At 69.0% G+C, this 18847-nt stretch carries 16 protein-coding genes and 1 pseudogene; 8 read left to right on the forward strand and 9 right to left on the reverse strand.

Annotated elements, in window-relative coordinates:
- Positions 1 to 124 precede the first annotated feature (124 nt).
- From tsf to ACVOK1_RS02005, 9 genes are all read right to left on the reverse strand, one after another.
- On the reverse strand, positions 125 to 1000 hold the full coding sequence (tsf, locus tag ACVOK1_RS01965; RefSeq protein ID WP_108768307.1) for a translation elongation factor Ts: 876 nt from the start codon (positions 998 to 1000) through the stop codon (positions 125 to 127).
- A 126-nt stretch (positions 1001 to 1126) separates the two neighbouring features.
- A complete protein-coding gene (gene rpsB, locus ACVOK1_RS01970) occupies positions 1127 to 1933 on the reverse strand; it encodes a 30S ribosomal protein S2 (RefSeq protein ID WP_108768308.1) in 807 nt (268 codons plus the stop codon).
- Positions 1934 to 2152: 219 nt separating this feature from the next.
- Positions 2153 to 2398, reverse strand: coding sequence for a hypothetical protein (locus ACVOK1_RS01975; protein WP_481560915.1), 246 nt, complete (start codon positions 2396 to 2398; stop codon positions 2153 to 2155).
- A complete protein-coding gene (locus ACVOK1_RS01980) occupies positions 2364 to 2873 on the reverse strand; it encodes a fimbrial biogenesis chaperone (RefSeq protein WP_481560916.1) in 510 nt (169 codons plus the stop codon). Before ACVOK1_RS01980 ends, ACVOK1_RS01975 begins: the two co-directional genes overlap by 35 nt.
- Positions 2873 to 3148, reverse strand: coding sequence for a hypothetical protein (locus tag ACVOK1_RS01985; RefSeq protein ID WP_481560917.1), 276 nt, complete (start codon positions 3146 to 3148; stop codon positions 2873 to 2875). Before ACVOK1_RS01985 ends, ACVOK1_RS01980 begins: the two co-directional genes overlap by 1 nt.
- A gap of 67 nt (positions 3149 to 3215) precedes the next feature.
- Positions 3216 to 4235, reverse strand: coding sequence for a Csu type fimbrial protein (locus ACVOK1_RS01990; protein ID WP_481560918.1), 1020 nt, complete (start codon positions 4233 to 4235; stop codon positions 3216 to 3218).
- Positions 4232 to 6574 carry a fimbria/pilus outer membrane usher protein gene (locus ACVOK1_RS01995; protein ID WP_481560919.1) on the reverse strand — a complete coding sequence of 781 codons (2343 nt, stop codon included), beginning with the start codon at positions 6572 to 6574 and terminating at the stop codon, positions 4232 to 4234. The genes ACVOK1_RS01990 and ACVOK1_RS01995 overlap by 4 nt, the downstream gene beginning before the upstream one ends.
- Positions 6575 to 6602: 28 nt before the next feature.
- Positions 6603 to 7337: a fimbrial biogenesis chaperone gene (locus tag ACVOK1_RS02000; protein WP_481560920.1), complete on the reverse strand. Its 735-nt coding sequence runs from the start codon at positions 7335 to 7337 to the stop codon at positions 6603 to 6605.
- 10 nt (positions 7338 to 7347) lie between these two features.
- Positions 7348 to 7875 (reverse strand): Csu type fimbrial protein, encoded by a 528-nt coding sequence (locus ACVOK1_RS02005; RefSeq protein WP_313145963.1) that lies wholly within the window; start codon positions 7873 to 7875, stop codon positions 7348 to 7350.
- Positions 7876 to 8114: 239 nt separating this feature from the next.
- Here ACVOK1_RS02005 and map point away from each other — a divergent pair, with 239 nt between their 5' ends.
- From map to ACVOK1_RS02045, 8 genes and pseudogenes are all read left to right on the forward strand, one after another.
- Complete coding sequence (gene map, locus ACVOK1_RS02010; RefSeq protein WP_108747792.1) at positions 8115 to 8891, forward strand: type I methionyl aminopeptidase; 777 nt, start codon at positions 8115 to 8117, stop codon at positions 8889 to 8891.
- Between the two features lie 2 nt (positions 8892 to 8893).
- Complete coding sequence (locus ACVOK1_RS02015; RefSeq protein ID WP_481560921.1) at positions 8894 to 11521, forward strand: [protein-PII] uridylyltransferase; 2628 nt, start codon at positions 8894 to 8896, stop codon at positions 11519 to 11521.
- A complete protein-coding gene (gene dapD / locus ACVOK1_RS02020) occupies positions 11521 to 12597 on the forward strand; it encodes a 2,3,4,5-tetrahydropyridine-2,6-dicarboxylate N-succinyltransferase (RefSeq protein WP_481560922.1) in 1077 nt (358 codons plus the stop codon). Before ACVOK1_RS02015 ends, dapD begins: the two co-directional genes overlap by 1 nt.
- 2 nt (positions 12598 to 12599) lie before the next feature.
- Positions 12600 to 13464: pseudogene (locus tag ACVOK1_RS02025) on the forward strand (hypothetical protein).
- Between the two features lie 31 nt (positions 13465 to 13495).
- Entirely contained in the window at positions 13496 to 13867 is a 372-nt protein-coding gene (locus tag ACVOK1_RS02030) for an arsenate reductase (RefSeq protein WP_174213496.1), read from the forward strand.
- Positions 13864 to 14991, forward strand: coding sequence for a succinyl-diaminopimelate desuccinylase (gene dapE, locus ACVOK1_RS02035; RefSeq protein ID WP_481560923.1), 1128 nt, complete (start codon positions 13864 to 13866; stop codon positions 14989 to 14991). The genes ACVOK1_RS02030 and dapE overlap by 4 nt, the downstream gene beginning before the upstream one ends.
- A gap of 446 nt (positions 14992 to 15437) precedes the next feature.
- Positions 15438 to 17129, forward strand: coding sequence for an asparagine synthase B (gene asnB / locus ACVOK1_RS02040; RefSeq protein ID WP_108768318.1), 1692 nt, complete (start codon positions 15438 to 15440; stop codon positions 17127 to 17129).
- Positions 17130 to 17382: 253 nt separating this feature from the next.
- Entirely contained in the window at positions 17383 to 18771 is a 1389-nt protein-coding gene (locus tag ACVOK1_RS02045; protein ID WP_481560924.1) for a cation:proton antiporter domain-containing protein, read from the forward strand.
- Positions 18772 to 18847: the final 76 nt, after the last annotated feature.

The following is an 18847-nucleotide window of genomic DNA, read 5'->3' on the forward strand; positions in this document are numbered from 1 at the left end:
CACAGCGGGCTGGGGTGGGCCCACCAGCGGTGCGCACCCACAGGTCTACAGGCCCACGGGCATAAAAAAAGAGCCGCGGTTTCCCGCGGCTCCTTCTGGTCGTTTCGCAGCCGGTGGGCTGGAATCAGACCTGCATCGCCTTGGCAACTTCGGCGGCGTAGTCTTCCACCACCTTCTCGATGCCTTCACCGACGACCAGCAGCTGGAAGCCAGCCACGTCGGCGCCGGCGGCCTTGACCACCTGCTCGACGGTGGTGTCGCCCAGCACGTAGGTCTGGCCGTACAGGGTCACTTCGCTGACGATCTTGTTGATCTTGCCGGCGATGATCTTTTCCAGGATGTCGGCCGGCTTGGACTTGTCCTTCTCGGACATCTTGGCCAGTTCGATTTCCTTTTCCTTTTCCACGAACTCGGCCGGCACATCGGCAGCCTTGTTGTGCGGCGGCTTCAGCGCAGCCACGTGCATGGCCAGGCCGCGGGCCAGCTCGACGTCGCCGCCGATCAGGTCAACCAGCACGCCGACCTTGCCGTTGGTGTGGACGTAGGCACCGACGTTGCCGGTGGTGTCGACCTTGACCAGGCGACGGATCTGGATGTTTTCACCCAGCTTCTGGATCGCGGTGGCGCGGGCTTCTTCGACGGTTTCGCCGGAGGCCAGCTTGGCGGTCTTCAGGGCTTCGGCGTCAACGGCGCCCGATGCCAGGGCGGCAGCGGCGACGGAATCGACGAAGTTCTTGAAGTTGACGTCGTTGGCAACGAAGTCGGTTTCCGAGTTGATCTCGACCAGCACGGCCTTGCCGCCGTCCTGGGCCAGGCCCAGACGGCCTTCAGCGGCCACGCGGTCAGCCTTCTTGTCGGCCTTGGCGGCGCCCGACTTGCGCAGGGCTTCAGCAGCGGCGTTGATGTCGCCGCCGGCTTCGGTCAGCGCCTTCTTGCATTCCATCATGCCGGCGCCGGTGCGCTCGCGCAGTTCCTTGACCAGGGAAGCAGTGATTTCCACGGGATTACCTCACGAAAGAAAGGGGTTGGGCCGGCATGGTGGCCGGCCCGTGTGACAGTGTCCGGTCGCCGCGCCAGTGGCAGCGGTCAGGACAGGTGGGCGCAGGGCGCCCACCGGGGGCCTGGATCAGGCCTGGGCTTCGCCCTTGTCAGCAGCAGCCTTCTTGGCCGGTGCGCGACGGGCCGGCTTGCCTTCTTCGGCAGCAGCGGCGTCGGCGAACTCTTCTTCACGCACCGAAGCAGCGTGCGGAGCAGCAGCCTTGCCTTCCAGCACGGCGTCGGCAGCGGCGCGGGCGTACAGCTGCACAGCGCGGATGGCGTCGTCGTTGCCCGGGATCGCGTAGTCGACCAGTTCCGGGTTGTAGTTGGTGTCGACCACGGCGATGACCGGGATGCCCAGCTTCTTGGCTTCCTTGATCGCGATGTCTTCGTGGCCGATGTCGATCACGAAGATGGCGTCCGGCAGACGGTTCATGTCCTTGATGCCGCCCAGCGAGGCTTCCAGCTTGTCGCGCTCGCGACGCAGGCCCAGCACTTCGTGCTTGACCAGCTTCTCGAAGGTGCCGTCGGATTCACCGGCTTCCAGTTCCTTCAGGCGGGCAACCGACTGCTTGACGGTACGGAAGTTGGTCAGGGTGCCGCCCAGCCAACGCTGGTTCATGAACGGCATGCCGCAACGCTCGGCTTCTTCACGGATGGTTTCGCGGGCGCTGCGCTTGGTGCCCAGGAACAGGACGGTGCCGCGCTTCTGGGCAACCGACGAGATGAAGTTCATCGCGTCGTTGAACAGCGGGACGGTCTTTTCCAGGTTGATGATGTGGATCTTGCCGCGGGCGCCGAAGATGTACGGAGCCATCTTGGGGTTCCAGTAGCGGGTCTGGTGGCCGAAGTGGACGCCGGCTTCCAGCATCTGACGCATGGTGACCTGGGGCATTGCAATACTCCTGATGGGGAACCGGCGATTCCGCCCGCGGGATAGGTATGCGGGACGCGTGGAAGCGCTGATGGTTCCGGGGTTGGGCTTCCCTGTTGCCTCCGTGGCCGAACTCCTTGCGGAGCACCCCGGCACGGATGGGGGCAACAAGTGTGGATTCGCCGATGACGTACGGCGTGGACGGTGTTCCGCGCACAGGGCGGCAGGACATCCGGCGGATTATAGTCCGGACAGGGCCGCTGGCGCAATGGCAGGGGTGGGCGCGAGGACGGCCTCGCTGCCATCGGCCAGCCGGGCGCGGAACCGGCCGCCGGCATAGCCGCCGTCCCGCGGGGGCAGCAGCCAGCTGCTTCCGCTGCCGGCCAGCACATAGCCGGCCAGCCCGGGCAGCAGGAGATGGTCGTGCCCCTGCGCATCGATGAAGCTCAGGTCAGCCAGCCAGCCGTGCGTGCAGGTTGCCGCCATTGTAGAGCCTCAGCCGCGCGGGCTGCCCCGGCCGGGCCTGCAGGGTGGCCTGCAGCGCCAGCGGCCGGGCCGGGGCCTCCGGCTGCAGGAAAACGGGCAGGGAATGGCGCTCGGCGCGGCCAGGCGGTGCCCCGGCCTGCGGCGCGATCAGCAGCCGGTAGGCGCGCTCGTCCCGGTCCGGTGCCGGGCCCAGCCGCACGATCCGCAGGCGTTGCCGTTGGCCCGGGGCGATGCGCAGCTGCGCCGGGCTCACCGCGAGATCGTCGGCCGGCTGCAGGGTGTCGCCCTGGCCCGGCTGGTCCCAGCGGTAGACCGTGGCATGCCCGGTCCATTCGGTGGTCTCGTCGTTGATCAGCCACAGCGCGTCGTTGCTGTCTCCGGCCGGGAGTTCAACGCCATGCCGGGACAGCTGCAGCGCCTGGGCCGGGGCGGCCAGCAGCACGCACAGCAGCATCAGCAGCGTGACCCGTCCCATCAGTAGGTGATCGTCACAACGCCGGGCACCGCGTCACCTTCCTGCGGTGGTGGACTGAGCGCCTGGATCTGCTCCGCCCGCCCGCCGGCGGAATCGCTGCGCTGGAGCGGCGGCTGTGCCGTGCCCGGTGCATGGATGCGAAGGGTTACCGCCACGCCCGCCTGCGCAGGGACCGGATCGACGCCGGCGGCGTCGGACAGGGCAGCGTCGCTGGCTGCGGCGGCAAACGCGGTCAGGGCGGCACAGGCCAGGGAGATCAGGCGCGGAAGGGACATGGGCGGCACCGGGGCAATGCAGTCGGTATCGGCGCCGCCGCCCAGGTCTGAAGCCCGTCGTGCCGCCTCAATAGGTAATGGTGACGGTGATGGTGTCCGAATAGGCGCCAGGCGGTGTCGACGTGCCCGCCGCAGGGGGCACGCGGCCATAGATGGTCAGGTTCTGCGCTGCGCCGGTGCCCGTGCCGCTGGCCGTGGTGCTGTTCAGCACGTTGCCCCAGCGCTGGGTGCGTGCCGCGTCGCGGTAAAGCTCGTAGGGCAGCAGGGCGCCGCTGCTGCCGACCCGCATTCGCCGGTTGCCGGATCCATCGGCATGGGTGCCGTTGTCCAGCCCGATCTGGAACGGGCTGCGGTTGACGCAGGTCAGGCTGAAGACGGCGGTGCGGTCGATGTTCGCGACAACCGTGCCGGTGTTCACGCCGAAATTCATTGGCGCGGTCACATAGGCGCCGCAAGCCGGGTTGACCGTCGCCGTGGCGGTCAGGGTCATGGCCGCCGCCTGCAGGTTCGAATTGCCGGTCACCGCAGGGGGTATCTGCAGGCAGGAGGTAGGGAAGGGCGGGGTGCCCAGCAGCGGCTCGTTGTAGGCGTACTGGAAGGTGGCGGCCAGGGCGCTGCTGAACGCGCCTGCCGACAGCACCTGGTTGGCGGGGTAGCGCCCGTACAAGGTGAATGAGGCGGTGCCGGAGCCGCCCAGCAAGGGCACCGGATACTGCATCTGGTAACTCACCCAGGTCGGGCTGGTCGCTGCGCTGCTGCCGATCACCGCGGTCCGCGCTGCATCGCTGTAGATCTGGTAATTCAGCCGGTCGCCGAAGCTGTTGGCCATCGTGCGCCACGGAGAAATGGCGGTACCACCGCTCCCCGCCGGCAGCCCCAGGCAGAAGGTCACGCGCGCATTGGCGAGCAGTGCGACCGCGCCGGTGGTGCAGGTCACGCTGAAGGTGGTGCTGGTATCGACCAGCCCATTGGACACCGGGCCGAAAGCCAGGGTCGGGCTGGACAGCGTGCAGGTGGTGGCCCCGCGCGCCGGGAACGCCAGCGTGGCCAGGCCGCACAACAGCAACAGCAGCAGCACGCGGCTCACGGCGCAGGCTCCGGCAGGCAGCGCAGCGGCGGCGAGCGGCGCGAGGTGTTGGCCGGCATCTGCACATGGCAGCGTCCGCGTTCGCTTTCGACCAGCAGCCGCGGCGGCTCGCCGGTGAACTCAACCCAAGCCTGGCCATCGTGGCCCACCACGGTCGGGGTGGCGCCCGCGCCGCTGATCCGCGCGCCCAGTGGCAGCGGCTGGCCGTGTTCGTCGAGCAGGGTCAGCATCGCGCCGCGGCTGTGCACCAGCTTGAAATCCACCCGCATGCCGGCGCCCTGGCGCGGGGTGGCAAAGGTCTCCACCCGTTCGGCACGCATGTCCGCCGGAAGGTCGAGGGTGTCGATGCCCAACCGGTCGCGTTGCCAGGACAGCAGCGGCGTCACCAGCAACAGCCCGTTGCGGTTGGTCACCCCGACCGGCCGGTTTTCCAGCGTGACCGGGATGCCCGGCCGACCGGTGGACACCACCGCGAATGCGTCGGGGACCTCGCGGGCCGCAAACACGCTGCCCGCCATCCACACCAGGCTGCCACTGGCGTTGCCATAGGCGAAGGTCTGGCCGGCATCGCGGGACAGCCCGGCAGAGTAGCGGCCGTGGCTGCCCAGCGCGCCGATTTCCGCCAGCCCGCCGTCGTCGCGCGCCTGCAGGCGCCAGCCCGGCCCGCTGCGGCTGCCATCGCCGGCTACGGGTCGCATCACTTCGGCACTGGCGCGGTCGACGTCGCCATTGCGCTGCACCGCCAGCGTGGCCTGGCGGTCCTCGCCCAGGCGGGTGCCCAGTGACAGGTAGATGCTGCGGTTCTGCCGCTGGTCGATGTCCTGGGTGGCGGACAGGTACGCATTCCAGCGGCCGAAGCTGCGCGACCAGAACAGGCTGAGGTAGCGCGTGCGGGTGTAGGGCAGGCCGGGATCGGGTGCCGGTTGCGGTGCAGCCAGCACCGGCAACGCCTGGTCCAGTCTCAGGTAGCTCAGGCTGACCGTGCCCAGCCGCTGCAGATCCACGCCGAAGCTGGCCTGCTCGCTGACGCGCGGTGGCAGGCTGTCCTGCAGGCTGCCCAGGTCGCGGTAGTCGCCGGAGGTGCGGCGGCTGGCCAGGTTCACGTTGAACCGGCGGTTGTTCCAGTTGTAGCCCATTCCGTACTGCCGGCCCCGGCGCTGGCCATCCTGGCTTTCGCTCCAGTTGGCACTGAGCACGCCCCTGCCCAGCAGCCACGCCCCGCCCAGGCCCGCATTGAGGACGCCGCCACCGCCTTCGGCATGGGCTTCGAGGGTGAACTGGTTGTTGATGCCGCGCCGCAGGGTGGCGCTGGCGACCGTGTCGCTGTCGTAGCGGAACGAATGGATGCCGAAGTCGCGGCGCAGGCGGCCGATGCCGGCGGACCAGTCGGACAGCCCGGCGGCCAGCAGCTGCTGGGTGCCATAGAACGAAAAGTCCAGCGTCTGCATGCGGCCGAACGCATCGGTGACCACCACCTGCGCCGTGCCGGTGCCGCTGATGCCCGGCTGCGTCGCAAGCTGGAAGGGGCCGACGGGAACCTGCCCGCCGTACTGGCGCAGGCCATCGACGTACAGCTCGACGTTGGAGGGAACCACCGCTTCACCCAGGAACGAGGGGGTAGGGGTGAGGACACGGTAGGGCTGCAGCCCGTAATTGCGCCCGATCTGGATGCCGGCCATGCGGGCCGGGCGCGACCACTCGAGGAATCCGCTGTAGAAGTCGCCCACGGTCAGGCTGAGGGCCTGGTCCGGAAGATCCAGGCGCCAGTTCGTGTCCAGCCTGACGGATTCGTGCTGCCAGCCTTCACCGGGCAGCTGGTAGGTGCGCATCAGGCCGGTGCTGCGCAGGCTGCCGCGGCCGACGCCGAAGAGGCGCACGTCGGTATTGAGGCTGAGATTGCCCAGTCCGTCGCTGTGGCTGGCATAGACGTCGTAGTTCAACGCCATGCCGGGAGACGACTGCGCGGCCGGAGTACCCTGTTCGCTGCGCCCCAGCCGGGCGGTGGGCAGCTGCAGCAGGTTCAGCGGAACCTGCAGGTCCAGGATCTGCAGGCCGGCGTCGTAGTGCACGACAACGCCGGCGATCTGGTCCAGGTAGACCGGGCTCTCGCCCTGCACGGGGAAGCCGAGCTGGCGCAGGGTCGCCGCCGGTGCCTGCAACCGTCCGCCCAGCTCATCGAAACGCAGCAGCCCGCGCGGCGCCTGGTTCAGGGTGGTTTCCAGGTAAAGCGCCTGGCTGGCGGTCAGCGGCGTGGGGGGCGGCAACAGCGCATCGGCAGCAACGTCCATGGCCTCGGCGCCCGCATCACGGGCCAGCGCCTGCCCTGAAAGCGACACCATGCCGCTGCAGCAGGCCAGCACGCAGGCCTCAGCGAGCCGGCGGCGTGGCGGGCAATGGCGTCGGCTCCGAGCCACCGTTGATCCTCGCGCTGAAGGTGCCGCCCTGCAGCTGCGCAGGCGGCGGCTGCAAGGGCCAGCGCATGGTCTGGCCTGGCAGCACGTATCCCACCAGCCCATCCATCACCGGCGTGCGGCGGCCGGCCACGACCAGGCCGAGATCGGCGATCTGGGCCTGGCCCTGGCCGCTGTTGCTGACCTCCAGCTGCGCCTGCGCCGTGCCGTCCTGCACCAGCCGTGCGGACAGCAGGGGCGCGGGCGGCTTGCCGGCAGGCTGCACCACGACGGGAATCGAATAGCGCAGGACGAACTGCATGCCCTGCCGCGTGGGGTCGTAGGCGGGGATTTCATCGACGATCACGCGGTACGCCTGCTGCGTGGCGGGTGCGGTTTCGTCTGCCCGCACCAGTCGGATCAGCTGGCGCTGGCCGGCGGCCAGCGCCTGCATCGGTGGGCTGGCAAGCAGCGCCTCGGTCGGCGTCAACTGGTCACGGCCGTCTGCCTGCTGCCACTGGAAGACGCGCACCTGCACCTGCACCGTTTCGGTGCCGCTGTTGCTGATCCACAGCGCCTCGGCGTTCTGCTGCGGCCGCAGTTCGAACTGGGTGGGAGACACCTGCAGGCTGGCGGCCAGGCAGGTGCTCGCGGGCAGGGCCAAAGCAGCCCACGCCAGCATCCGCAGCCAGCGGTCGGTACGCAGCACCATCAGCGCCACCTCAATAGGTGATCGTGGCGGTGATGGTGTCCTGGTAGGCGCCCGGAGCGGCGTTGTTGACGCTCGGGTTGGCCACCTGGCCGTAGACCTGGTAGACCTGGTTGGCGCCCGTGCCGGTCGCTGCCTGGGTGTTGGTTCCGGTGGTGGAGCCCCAGACGACGCTGTGGCCGGCGTCCTGGTACAGCTGGTAGCCGACGAAGTTGTTGGCGGTCACCCCGGTATCGGTGTTGCGCATGCGTCGCGTGGTCACATCGGCTGCGGTACCGGCATTGAGGCCGGCGTTGAGCGCGATCGTGTAGGGGGTGGTCACGCTGCACTGGGCGGTCAGCGTGCCCTGGGCATTGAGCGGGGTGGTGGAGCTGGCATCTGCGGCGCCGAAGTTGACGTTGGTCGCGGCCGCTGCGGTGATCGTGCAGGCCTTGTTGATCGTCAGCAGGACGTTGAAGGTCGTGGTGTCGGCAGCCGTTGCGGGGCCGGCCAGGAGCAGGGCCACAGCCCAGGTGAGCGGGGAACGGACTGCAGATCGCATGGACAACCTCCCTGACCCGAGGGTCTGTTGAACAGGAAGGTGGGGCACGTTCTGAGCCGCGTTGACGACGGCCCCGTTCAGCCTAGGCCGGGTAAGTGTCTGTATTCAGTGATATTTGCGTCTGACAAAGCGCGGGGTGGGTCACGTTTTCACGGTCCTTGCCGGATCCGTGCATCGTCAGTACGCCCAGTTGGGTGGCGTTCGTTCAGATTGCGGCCGGATCGGCGATAATGGGTGCCATGAGCGTGAATCTGAAAACCCCGCAGGAAATCGAGGCGATGCGCATCGCCGGCCGCCTGGCCAGCGAAGTGCTCGACATCGTCACCCCCCACGTCAAGCCCGGTGTCACCACCGAGGAGCTGGACCGCATCTGCCACGACCACATCGTGAACGTGCAGGGCGCCACGCCGGCCAACGTCGGCTACCGCGGCTTCCCCAAGAGCGTGTGCACCTCGGTCAACAATGTCATCTGCCACGGCATCCCCAGCGAAGGGAAGGTGCTCAAGGACGGCGACATCATCAACATCGACGTCACCGTCATCAAGGACGGCTGGCACGGCGATACCAGCCGCATGTACTTCGTCGGCACGCCGTCGGTGATGGCCCGCCGCCTGGTCGAAGCCACCTACGAAGCGATGTGGCGCGGCATCCGCGCGGTGCGTCCGGGCGCGACCCTGGGCGACATCGGCCATGCCATCCAGAGCTATGCCGAAGGCGAGCGTTTCAGCGTGGTGCGCGAGTACTGCGGCCACGGCATCGGCAAGGTCTACCACGATGAGCCGCAGGTGGTGCATTACGGCCGCCCGGGCCAGGGCCTGGTGCTGCAGCCGGGCATGACCTTCACCATCGAGCCGATGATCAACGAGGGCACCCGCTACAACAAGGTGCTGCCGGACGGCTGGACCGTGGTGACCAAGGACCGCAAGCTGTCGGCGCAGTGGGAGCACATGATCGCGGTCACCGAGACCGGCGTGGACGTGCTGACCCTGTCGCCGGGCGAATCGCAGGTCTCCTGACGATGCTGCCGGCGGGTTCACTGCTGGACGCGCCGGCCGATTCGCTCGAGGATCCCGAATGGGCGTCTGCCGCACGGCAGGCGCTGCAGCAGGCCGATGCGCGCCTGTACCGACGCTTCGACCAGGGCGACAACATCGAGCGCCTGATCGCGCTGCGCGCGCGCGCAGCCGACCATCTGATCCGCCTGGCCTGGCAGCGCTGCGTGCCGGCCGGCAGCGGGTTGTCGGTGTTCGCGGTGGGTGGCTACGGCCGCGGTGAACTGTTCCCGCGCTCGGACATCGACCTGCTGGTGTTCGGTGATGCGCCTGCGCAGCTGGCCCATGAGGCCGGACTGTCGCGCCTGTTCGCACTCCTGTGGGACTGCGGCCTGGCGGTCAGCCATGCCGTGCGTTCGGCGGCGCAGTGCCGCGAGGCTGCCGCCGACCAGACCGTGCTGACCGCACTGATCGAAGCCCGCCCGATCGTGGCCGACGATGCGGCCCGGCGCGCGCTGCGCGGGGCCATCGACGACCGCGAACTGTGGCCGGCACGCACCTTCTTCCTGGCCAAGCTGGAAGAGCTGCGCAACCGCCACCAGCGCTTCGGCGATACCGCCGACAACCTGGAGCCGGACCTGAAGGACGGCCCCGGCGGCCTGCGCGACCTCAACACGCTGGGCTGGATGGCGCTGCGCGCCTTCGGCGTGCGTGACCTGGAAGCGCTGGTCGGACTGGGCCACCTGGGCGCCGATGAAGCGGCCGCACTGAAGCGCGAGCGCGCGGTGCTGGCACGCCTGCGTTTCGGCCTGCACCTGGTGGCGCGCCGCCCGGAAGAGCGCCTGCGCTTTGATTACCAGAAGACCCTGGCCGCGCGCCTGGGCTTCGAAGACGACGCTGAGAACCTGGGCGTCGAGAAGATGATGCAGGGCTTCTACCGCGCCGCCCTGGTGGTGCGCCGGATCAGCGACCGCCTGCTGCAGCGCTTCGAGGAACAGTTCGATGGCGAGGCGCAGCCTGAACCCCTCACCGTGGGCTTTTCGCTGCGCCGCGGCTATCTGGCCGCCAACGATACCGAGTGGCCGTGCGGTGACGTCGGCCAGGTATTCGCCCTGTTCGCCAGCTGGGCCAACAACCCGCAGATTCGCGGCCTGCATTCGCTGACCGCACGCGCGCTGGCCGAGGCGCTGCCGCTGCTGCCGGCCTACGACCGCGCCGATGCCAATGCCCGCGAACAGTTCATGGCCCTGCTGCGCGGCCAGCGTCCGGTCGACACGCTGTCACGCATGGCGCGGCTGGGCGTACTCGGGCAGTGGATTCCCGCCTTCGCCCAGGTCAGCGGGCGCATGCAGTTCGACCTGTTCCATGTGTACACGGTCGACCAGCACACGCTGATGGTCCTGCGCAACATCGGCCTGTTCGCCAGCAGCCGTGCCGACGAACGCTTCTCGATCGCCCACGAAGTCTGGCCGCGCCTGCGCAAGCCCGAACTTCTGCTGCTGGCCGGCCTGTTCCATGACATCGCCAAGGGCCGCGGCGGCGACCATTCCGAACTGGGGGCGGTGGACGCGCGTGCGTTCTGCCACGCCCATGCGCTGAGCGGCAGCGATACCGAACTGGTAGCCTGGCTGGTGGAGCAGCACCTGCGCATGTCGGTGACCGCGCAGAAGCAGGACATCGCCGATCCGGTGGTGATCCATCGCTTCGCTACCCTGGTCGGCAGCCGCGACCGCCTGGACTACCTGTACCTGCTGACCTGCGCCGACATCGCCGGCACCAGCCCCAAGCTGTGGAACGCGTGGAAGGACCGGCTGCTGGCCGATCTGTACTTCGCCACCCGGCGCGCGCTGCGCGATGGATTGGAGCACCCGATGCCGGCCGCCGAACGCGTGGCCGAGGCGCGCGACAGCGTGCGCGCGCTGGTGCGCGAGCAGGGCTACGACGATGCCACCATCGACCGACAGTTCGCGGTGATGCCCGACGAGGGCTTCATGCGCCTGCGCCCGGAACAGCTGGCCTGGCAGGCCTCGGCGCTGGTACCGATCAAGCAGGGCCACACCCTGGTGAAGGTGCGCCGGATCAGCGTGGACGACCCTGCGCTGGAAGTGTTCGTGCACTCGCCCGACCGCGATGGCCTGTTCGCTGCGATCGTGATGACCCTGGACCGCAAGGGCTACGGCATCCATCGCGCACGCGTGCTGGATGGCCCGTCGGACACCATCTTCGATACCTTCGAAGTGAGCCCGGCCGACACCTTCGCCGATGGCAGCAGCGCCAACCTGGAGGCCGCGCTGCGCGAAGCGCTGGGTGGTGACCTGACCCTGCTGCGCCCGTCGCGGCGTGTGGTGCCCCGCCAGCTGCGCCACTTCCGTTTCGCCCCGCGCATCGAGTTCCGCGATGAACCCGGCGCGACCCGATTCGCCCTGGTCGCACCCGACCGCCCCGGCCTGCTGGCCGACGTGGCGTTCGTGCTGCGCAACCAGGGCCTGCGCGTGCATGACGCGCGCATTGCCACGTTCGGCGAACGCGCCGAAGACACCTTCGTGATCAGTGACGAACACGACCTCCCCCTGACCGAACCCGCCCGGCAGCAGCTGCATGACGCAATGCTGGCCTGCCTGGACCCTGATCGAAACGCCGGAGACCCCACCTGATGGCCACCAAGCCTGTAAAGAAAGTTCCACAACAGCCGAAGGCTGGTCAGACTGCTGCGACCGCCAAGAGCGCAGCGGCGAAGAAGACTGCCGCACCGAAGAAGGCCGCCCCGGCCAAGGCACCGGTGAAGAAGGCCGCTGTTGCGAAGAAGCCGGTCGCGAAGAAGGCCCCGGCCAAGAGCGCTGAAGCCGCACGCGCCGAAACCATCGCCCGCAAGTCGCTGCGCAAGCCGCCGGTGCCGGGCGTGGAAGAACTGAAGTTCGGCATCGAAAGCGCCTTCGAGCGCCGCGCCACGCTGACCCTGCACGAGCTGGAAGGGTCCACCCGTCCGCTGGTCAACCGCGTGATCGATGGCCTGGAAACCGGCGAATTCCGCGTCGCCGAGCCGGACGGCCACGGTGGCTGGAAGGTCAACGAGTGGCTGAAGAAGGCCGTGCTGCTGTACTTCCGTGTCAACGACATGGCCGTGGTCGACGCGCGCCCGGCGCCGTTCTGGGACAAGGTCGAATCGCGCTTTGCCGGCTATGACGAAGCGAAGTTCCGTCGCGGCGGCGTGCGCGTGGTGCCGGGTGCGATCGCCCGTCGCGGCACCTACTTCGGCAAGGACGTGGTGCTGATGCCGAGCTTCACCAACATCGGCGCCTACGTCGGCGAAGGCACCATGGTCGATACCTGGGCCACCGTCGGTTCCTGCGCGCAGATCGGCCAGCACTGCCACCTGTCCGGCGGCGCCGGCATCGGCGGCGTGCTTGAGCCGCTGCAGGCCAGCCCGACCATCATCGAAGACCACTGCTTCATCGGTGCGCGTTCGGAAGTGGTGGAAGGCGTGGTCGTCGGCCACCACAGCGTGATCGGCATGGGCGTGTTCCTCAGCCAGAGCACCCGCATCTACAACCGCGCCACCGGCGAGATCACCTACGGCTACATCCCGCCGTACAGCGTGGTGGTGTCCGGCTCGCTGCCGAGCAAGGACGGCACCCACTCGCTGTACTGCGCGGTGATCGTCAAGCAGGTCGATGCCAAGACCCGCAGCAAGACCAGCGTGAACGACCTGCTGCGCGGCCTGGCCGACTGAAGGTGACTGCGCCGGAGGACCTGGCGCCGTCGGCGATCTACCGGCATCCGTCCGACAGCCTGTTCGGACGGGTGCTGCCGCGCCTGTTGCATGCCCCAGGGTGGACCCGGCTGCGCCGCGCGCTGTCGCGGCGCTGGCCGATGCCCATGCTGGCCAGTGACGTGCGCGATGTGGTCTACGTGAGCTGGTGGGTGGATGTGCGGCACGCGCCGCCGCCGCCCCCCGGCCATCATTACGTCGTGCATGAAGGGCGCACGCCCTACACGATCCTCAGCTACCGCCACGGCCACTTCGGCCCGCGTGCGGCCGGACCGCTGCGTGCGCTGATGCCCTCGCCACGGCAGAGCAACTGGCGCTGGTACCTGCGTCGCGACGACGCTGCGCAGGGAGCGCCGGTGGTGCTGTTCGACCGCAACGTGATGGACCAGCTGGCCTTCGTGGCCGGCGCGCGCGCGTTCAGCGATGCCATGCAGCCGCATCTGTCCACGCGCTTCGAGCATGTGGTGCGCGCCGATGGCGGTGGACACACCCTGATCGAAGGCGGGCAGGGCAGTGCCCCGGGCCTGCACCTGCAGTAGCGCGCGGCCGAAGGTCCTGCGGCTGATGCATGGACCGCCGCTTTCGGCGGGCATCCGGACCTGCTGCGTTTCCTGACCTGCCAGGACGAGGCCATTGCCCGCACCTGCGACCAGCGCTGGGCCAGCACCCGCATCGATCTGCCGGTGGACATCACCCAGCTGCACGCTGCAGCTGCAGGGCGAGCCAAATTGCCCGCGCCTGCAGGCGATGGGCGTGGACCTGGCCGAGGGGCTGGCCCTGCGCCTGCCAGCGGTGCCGTTCCGGGTCGTGTCCGAGCGCCTGTTGTGAGATTCTGGCCCTCTGTTTTCCTGCATCACAGATGGCCATGAGCACCACTGTCTACGGTTTGAAGAACTGCGATACCTGCAAGAAGGCGACCAAGTGGCTGGACCGCTTCGGCGTGCCGTACACCTTCGTCGACTACCGCGACAACAAACCCAGCCCGGAAACCCTGCTGGAGTGGGCCGCGCAGCTGGGCGGCCTGGCCGCGATGGTCAACAAGTCGTCCACCACCTGGCGGCAGCTGCCGGACAACCGCAAGGCGGCTGATTCGGATGCCGAGTGGAAACTGCTGCTGCGCGAATACCCGCAGCTGATCAAGCGCCCTGTCGTGGTGACCGCCGACGGCACGGTCAGCCAGGGCTTCAGTGACAACGGCTTCAAGGCACGCTTCGGCGTGGGTGGCGCGTGAGCGCCGTCCTCGGCCTGACCTGCGACCTGATCGCGCGGCCGTCGGTGACGCCGGATGATGCGGGCTGCCAGGCGCTGCTGTCCGTGCGCCTGCAGCAGGCTGGTTTCCAGTGCGAACATCTGCGCCTGGGCGAGGTCGACAACCTGTGGGCGACCCACGGCAGCGGCGCACCGGTGCTGGTGCTGCTGGGCCACACCGACGTGGTGCCGCCGGGCCCGCGCGAGGCGTGGCAGAGCGATCCGTTCACCCCGGAGATCCGCGACGGCGTGCTGTACGGCCGTGGCACCGCCGACATGAAGGGCAGCGTGGCGGCCTTCGTCATCGCCGCCGAGCAGTTCGTGGCCGCGCATCCTGACCATGCCGGCACGCTGGCCGTGCTGCTCACCAGCGACGAGGAAGGCGATGCCATCGACGGCGTGCGCCATGTCGCGCGCCTGTTCTCCGAGCGTGGCCAGCGCATCGACTGGTGCATCACCGGCGAGCCTTCGTCGACGGTGACGCTGGGCGACCTGCTGCGCGTCGGCCGCCGCGGCAGCCTGTCGGCCAAGCTGCGCGTGCAGGGCGTGCAGGGCCACGTGGCCTACCCGGACAAGGCGCGCAATCCGATCCACCAGGCGGCGCCGGCGCTGGCCGAACTGAGTGCGCGGCGCTGGGACGAGGGCTATGAGAGCTTCCCGCCGACCAGCCTGCAGATCTCCAACATCCATGCCGGCACCGGCGCCAACAACGTGATTCCCGGCGAGCTGGAGTTGGATTTCAACATCCGTTACAACCCGCACTGGGATGCGCCGAAGCTGGAAGCGGAGATCAGCGCGCTGCTGGACCGGCACGGCCTGCAGTACACGCTGAAGTGGCACCGCAGCGGGGAGCCGTTCTACACCCCGGAAGGCCCGCTGCGTGCGGCCGCGCGTGCGGTGCTGGCCGAACACATCGGCCGTGCCCCGGAAGAAAGCACCGGCGGTGGCACCTCCGATGCGCGCTTCATCGCACCGCTGGGTGCACAGTGCATCGAAGTGGGGCCGGTCAACGCCAGCATCCACCAGGTGGACGAGAACGTGCGCGTGGACGAGCTGGAGGCCCTGCCGGGCCTGTACCAGCGGCTGGTGGAGCGCCTGCTGGTGTAACCCCGCAATCCCGCCCGGGTGGGTGCCGACCGTTGGTCGGCACAGTGGCGACCCCGCAGTTGGTGGGTGCCGACCGTTGGTCGGCACAGTGGCGACCCCGCAGTTGGTGGGTGCCGACCGTTGGTCGGCACGGCTCCTGTGGTTGCCAACGCAACTGTTGCACGGCCCCAGAAACCGCGATACGGTCAGTGCCATGTCGATCCACCTGGCCACCGCCGTCAACAATTCCAACCGCAATAATCTGCGCGGGAATAACCGTGCGCGCAATCGTGCGCGGCCGATGCGGGACTGCGCCCTGGGTAGATAGAAGCAACATACGCCCGGACACCAGAAAACCCGCATCGGCCGATGCGGGTTTTTTTGTGCCCGGGCGCAGCCCTCCCGGGCCTGGTTGGCCGGTCGAACACCTTCCCCCCGTGTAATCCCCCACAACAGGAGCGCCACCCATGTGTTCGATCTTCGGAATCTTCGGCCTGCAGGCCGGTGACGATCTTCCCGCCCTGCGCCGCCACGCGCTGGAACTGTCGCAGCGCCAGCGCCACCGCGGCCCGGACTGGAGCGGCGTGTACCTGGACGAAGGCGCGCTGCTGGTCCACGAGCGCCTGGCCATCGTCGACCCGGCCGGCGGCTCGCAGCCGCTGCTGTCGGCCGACGGCCAGCTCGCCCTGGCGGTGAACGGCGAAATCTACAACCACCAGGCCCTGAAGGCCGCGCTGACCACCGCGTATGACTTCCAGACCGGTTCGGACTGCGAGGTGATCAACGCGCTGTACCGCCAGGGCGGCTCGCCGGCGCAGTGGCTGGAACAGCTCAACGGCATCTTCGCCTTCGCCCTGTGGGACCGGGATGCCGGCCGAGTGCTGGTCGCCCGCGATCCGGTCGGCGTGGTGCCGCTGTACTGGGGCCACGATGCGCAGGGGCGCCTGCGCGTGGCCTCGGAAATGAAGGCGCTGGTGGATTCCTGCGCCGACGTCGCGCAGTTCCCGCCGGGCCACTACTACGACAGCGCCAGCGGTGAGCTGGTGCGCTACTACCGGCAGCCGTGGCGCGAATACGCCGACGTGGAAGGCCGCCAGGCCGACCTGGCCGAACTGCGCCAGGCCTTCGAACAGGCGGTCGAGCGCCAGCTGATGAGCGACGTGCCGTACGGCGTGCTGCTGTCCGGTGGCCTGGATTCATCGCTGGTGGCCGCCGTGGCCGCGCGTTACGCACGCCGCCGCATCGAGGATGGCGGCCAGAGCGAAGCCTGGTGGCCGCGCCTGCACTCGTTCGCGATCGGGCTGAAGGGCTCTCCCGATCTGGCCGCTGCCGCCATCGCTGCCGAAGCGCTGGGCACCGTCCACCACGGTTTCGAATACAGCTTCGAGGAAGGCCTGGACGTGCTGCCGGAAGTGATCCGCCACATCGAAACCTACGACGTCACCACCATCCGTGCCTCCACGCCGATGTTCCTGCTGGCGCGCCGGATCAAGGCGATGGGCGTGAAGATGGTCCTGTCCGGCGAGGGCAGCGACGAGATCTTCGGTGGCTACCTGTACTTCCACAAGGCGCCGGATGCGCGCGAATTCCACCAGGAACTGGTGCGCAAGCTCGATGCCCTGCACAACTACGACTGCCTGCGTGCCAACAAGTCGATGATGGCCTGGGGCGTGGAGCCGCGCGTGCCGTTCCTCGACCGCGAGTTCCTCGACGTGGCGATGCGTTTCGATGCCGCGCACAAGATGGTCGGCGCCGGTTTCGGTGGCCGCCGCATCGAAAAGGCGGTGCTGCGCGAGGCCTTCGATGGCTACCTGCCCGACAGCATCCTGTGGCGGCAGAAGGAGCAGTTCAGCGATGGCGTCGGCTACGGCTGGATCGATGGCCTGAAGGCGCACGCCGAAGCGCAGGTGAGTGACCGCGTGCTGGCAGCGGCCGACAAGCGCTTCCCGCACAACCCGCCGCAGACCAAGGAGGCGTACTACTACCGCCACCTGTTCGAGCAGTTCTTCCCGAGCCGTGCCGCGGCCGAAACCGTGCCGGGTGGCAAGTCGATCGCCTGTTCCTCGCCGGCCGCGATCGCCTGGGATGCCAGCTTCGCCGCCGCCGCCGACCCGTCCGGCCGCGCCATCGCCGGCGTCCACGAGCAGGCCCTGGCCTGATCTTTCCGCCCGGGCCCGGCCCGCGCGACCCCGGGCCGGTTTGGGGGGGGGGGAGGCCACGCTGCGCCCCCGCCGCCGCCCGGTCCGGCGGCGCAACCCCGGGCGCCCAGGACCCGCCCGGGGCCTGTGCTGCCGCCGGGGCCGGCCCCGGCGATACCGGGGACGGGCCGCGCCGGGCCATGCCCGGCGACCCAGAACGACTTAATCCCCTCCGTCCCCTATTTTGTATCATCGGGCCCCTGCACATTGGGGAATGTTCATGGACGTACAGACCGGAGGCAGCGTGCCGCCGATGAAATGGGGTTGGCGTTACCTGGCGTGGGCGGCGGTTCCGCTGGCCGTCGGCCTGGCGCTGGCGCGCTATGCCGGGCCGGGCGTGCCGTCAGTGGCGGCCAAGGCCGAGGCCGTGGTCGGCAGTGACTGGGCCCACCACCTGGCATCGCCGCTGGGCCTGTTCCTGCTGCAGCTGCTGGTGCTGCTGCTGGTGGCCAAGGGCGCGGGTGCGCTGCTGAAGCATTTCGGCCAGCCGGCGGTGATCGGCGAGATGGCCGCTGGCCTGATGATGGGCCCCCTGGTGCTGGGCAGCCTGCTGCCGCAGCTGCACGAGGCCCTTTTCCCGGCCGCGTCGCTGGGGCCGCTGGGCATGCTCAGCCAGCTGGGCGTGCTGATGTTCCTGCTGGTGGCCGGTGCCGAGCTCGACCTGGGCGCGCTGCGTGGCCGCCGCAAATTCGCTTTCACCGTCAGCCATGCCGGCATCGCCGTGCCCTTCGTGCTGGGTGTGGGGCTGGCCATCTGGCTGTTTCCCGAGCACGGCCCGCAGGGTGTGGGCTTCACTGCCTTCGCGCTGTTCGTCGGCATTTCGATGAGCATCACCGCCTTCCCGGTGCTGCTGCGCATCCTTGCCGACCGTGGCATCACCCAGACCCCGCTGGGGCAGACCTCCATCGCCTGTGCGGCGCTGGGCGACGCCACGGCGTGGTGCATGCTGGCGCTGATCGTGGCCGCTGCGCAGGCGACCGGCTGGCTGTCGGCGAGCGTCAACCTGGTCTGCGTGGTGCTGTTCATCGCGCTGATGCTGGGGGCGGTGAAGCCGTGGCTCGCCCGCCAGCAGATCGCCCCCGGGCGCGAAGGGCGCTGGCTGCTCGGCATCCTGCTGCTGTCGCTGGCCAGCGCGCTGGTGACCGAAGTGCTGGGCATCCATACGCTGTTCGGCGCGTTCGCGGCCGGCGTGGCGGTGTCATCCAACGCGCAGCTGCGCGAGCTGCTGGTGGCCAAGGTCGAACCGTTCGCGGCGACCCTGCTGCTGCCGCTGTTCTTCGCGATGACCGGCCTGCGCATGCGCGCCGATGCATTGCAGACCAGCGACATCCTGCTGTGCGTGGTGGTCATCGTGGTGGCCACGGCCGGCAAGCTGCTGGGCACCTGGAGTGCGGCGCGCAGCACCGGCATGGAGAATCGTGAAGCCTGGCGCCTCGGCGTGCTGATGAACACCCGTGGCCTGATGGAGCTGATCGTGCTCAACCTGGGCTACGAGCTGGGCCTGCTGGGTGACCGCCTGTTCGCGGTGCTGGTGATCATGGCGCTGGTGACCACGGCGATGACCGGGCCGCTGTTGAACCTGATCGAACGCCGCAAGGCCTGATCCGGTAGCGGGGGGGGGGGGGGGGGGGGGGGGGGGGGGGCGCGCGGGGGGGGGGGTGGGGGGGCGGGGGGGGGGC

This window comes from Stenotrophomonas sp. STEN087, from assembly GCF_056759115.1.

What these genes read in the sequence shown, in the direction of transcription:
- ACVOK1_RS01985 (WP_481560917.1), bottom strand. Translation starts at nt 3,148, where the DNA reads ATGTCCCTTCCGCGCCTGATCTCCCTGGCCTGTGCCGCCCTGACCGCG.
- ACVOK1_RS02000 (WP_481560920.1), bottom strand. Translation starts at nt 7,337, where the DNA reads ATGGTGCTGCGTACCGACCGCTGGCTGCGGATGCTGGCGTGGGCTGCT.
- ACVOK1_RS01995 (WP_481560919.1), bottom strand. Translation starts at nt 6,574, where the DNA reads ATGGTGTCGCTTTCAGGGCAGGCGCTGGCCCGTGATGCGGGCGCCGAG.
- ACVOK1_RS02030 (WP_174213496.1), top strand. Translation starts at nt 13,496, where the DNA reads ATGGCCATGAGCACCACTGTCTACGGTTTGAAGAACTGCGATACCTGC.
- ACVOK1_RS02045 (WP_481560924.1), top strand. Translation starts at nt 17,383, where the DNA reads ATGTTCATGGACGTACAGACCGGAGGCAGCGTGCCGCCGATGAAATGG.
- asnB (WP_108768318.1), top strand. Translation starts at nt 15,438, where the DNA reads ATGTGTTCGATCTTCGGAATCTTCGGCCTGCAGGCCGGTGACGATCTT.
- ACVOK1_RS01975 (WP_481560915.1), bottom strand. Translation starts at nt 2,398, where the DNA reads ATGGCGGCAACCTGCACGCACGGCTGGCTGGCTGACCTGAGCTTCATC.
- ACVOK1_RS02015 (WP_481560921.1), top strand. Translation starts at nt 8,894, where the DNA reads ATGCTGCCGGCGGGTTCACTGCTGGACGCGCCGGCCGATTCGCTCGAG.
- ACVOK1_RS01980 (WP_481560916.1), bottom strand. Translation starts at nt 2,873, where the DNA reads ATGGGACGGGTCACGCTGCTGATGCTGCTGTGCGTGCTGCTGGCCGCC.
- dapD (WP_481560922.1), top strand. Translation starts at nt 11,521, where the DNA reads ATGGCCACCAAGCCTGTAAAGAAAGTTCCACAACAGCCGAAGGCTGGT.
- rpsB (WP_108768308.1), bottom strand. Translation starts at nt 1,933, where the DNA reads ATGCCCCAGGTCACCATGCGTCAGATGCTGGAAGCCGGCGTCCACTTC.
- map (WP_108747792.1), top strand. Translation starts at nt 8,115, where the DNA reads ATGAGCGTGAATCTGAAAACCCCGCAGGAAATCGAGGCGATGCGCATC.
- ACVOK1_RS02005 (WP_313145963.1), bottom strand. Translation starts at nt 7,875, where the DNA reads ATGCGATCTGCAGTCCGTTCCCCGCTCACCTGGGCTGTGGCCCTGCTC.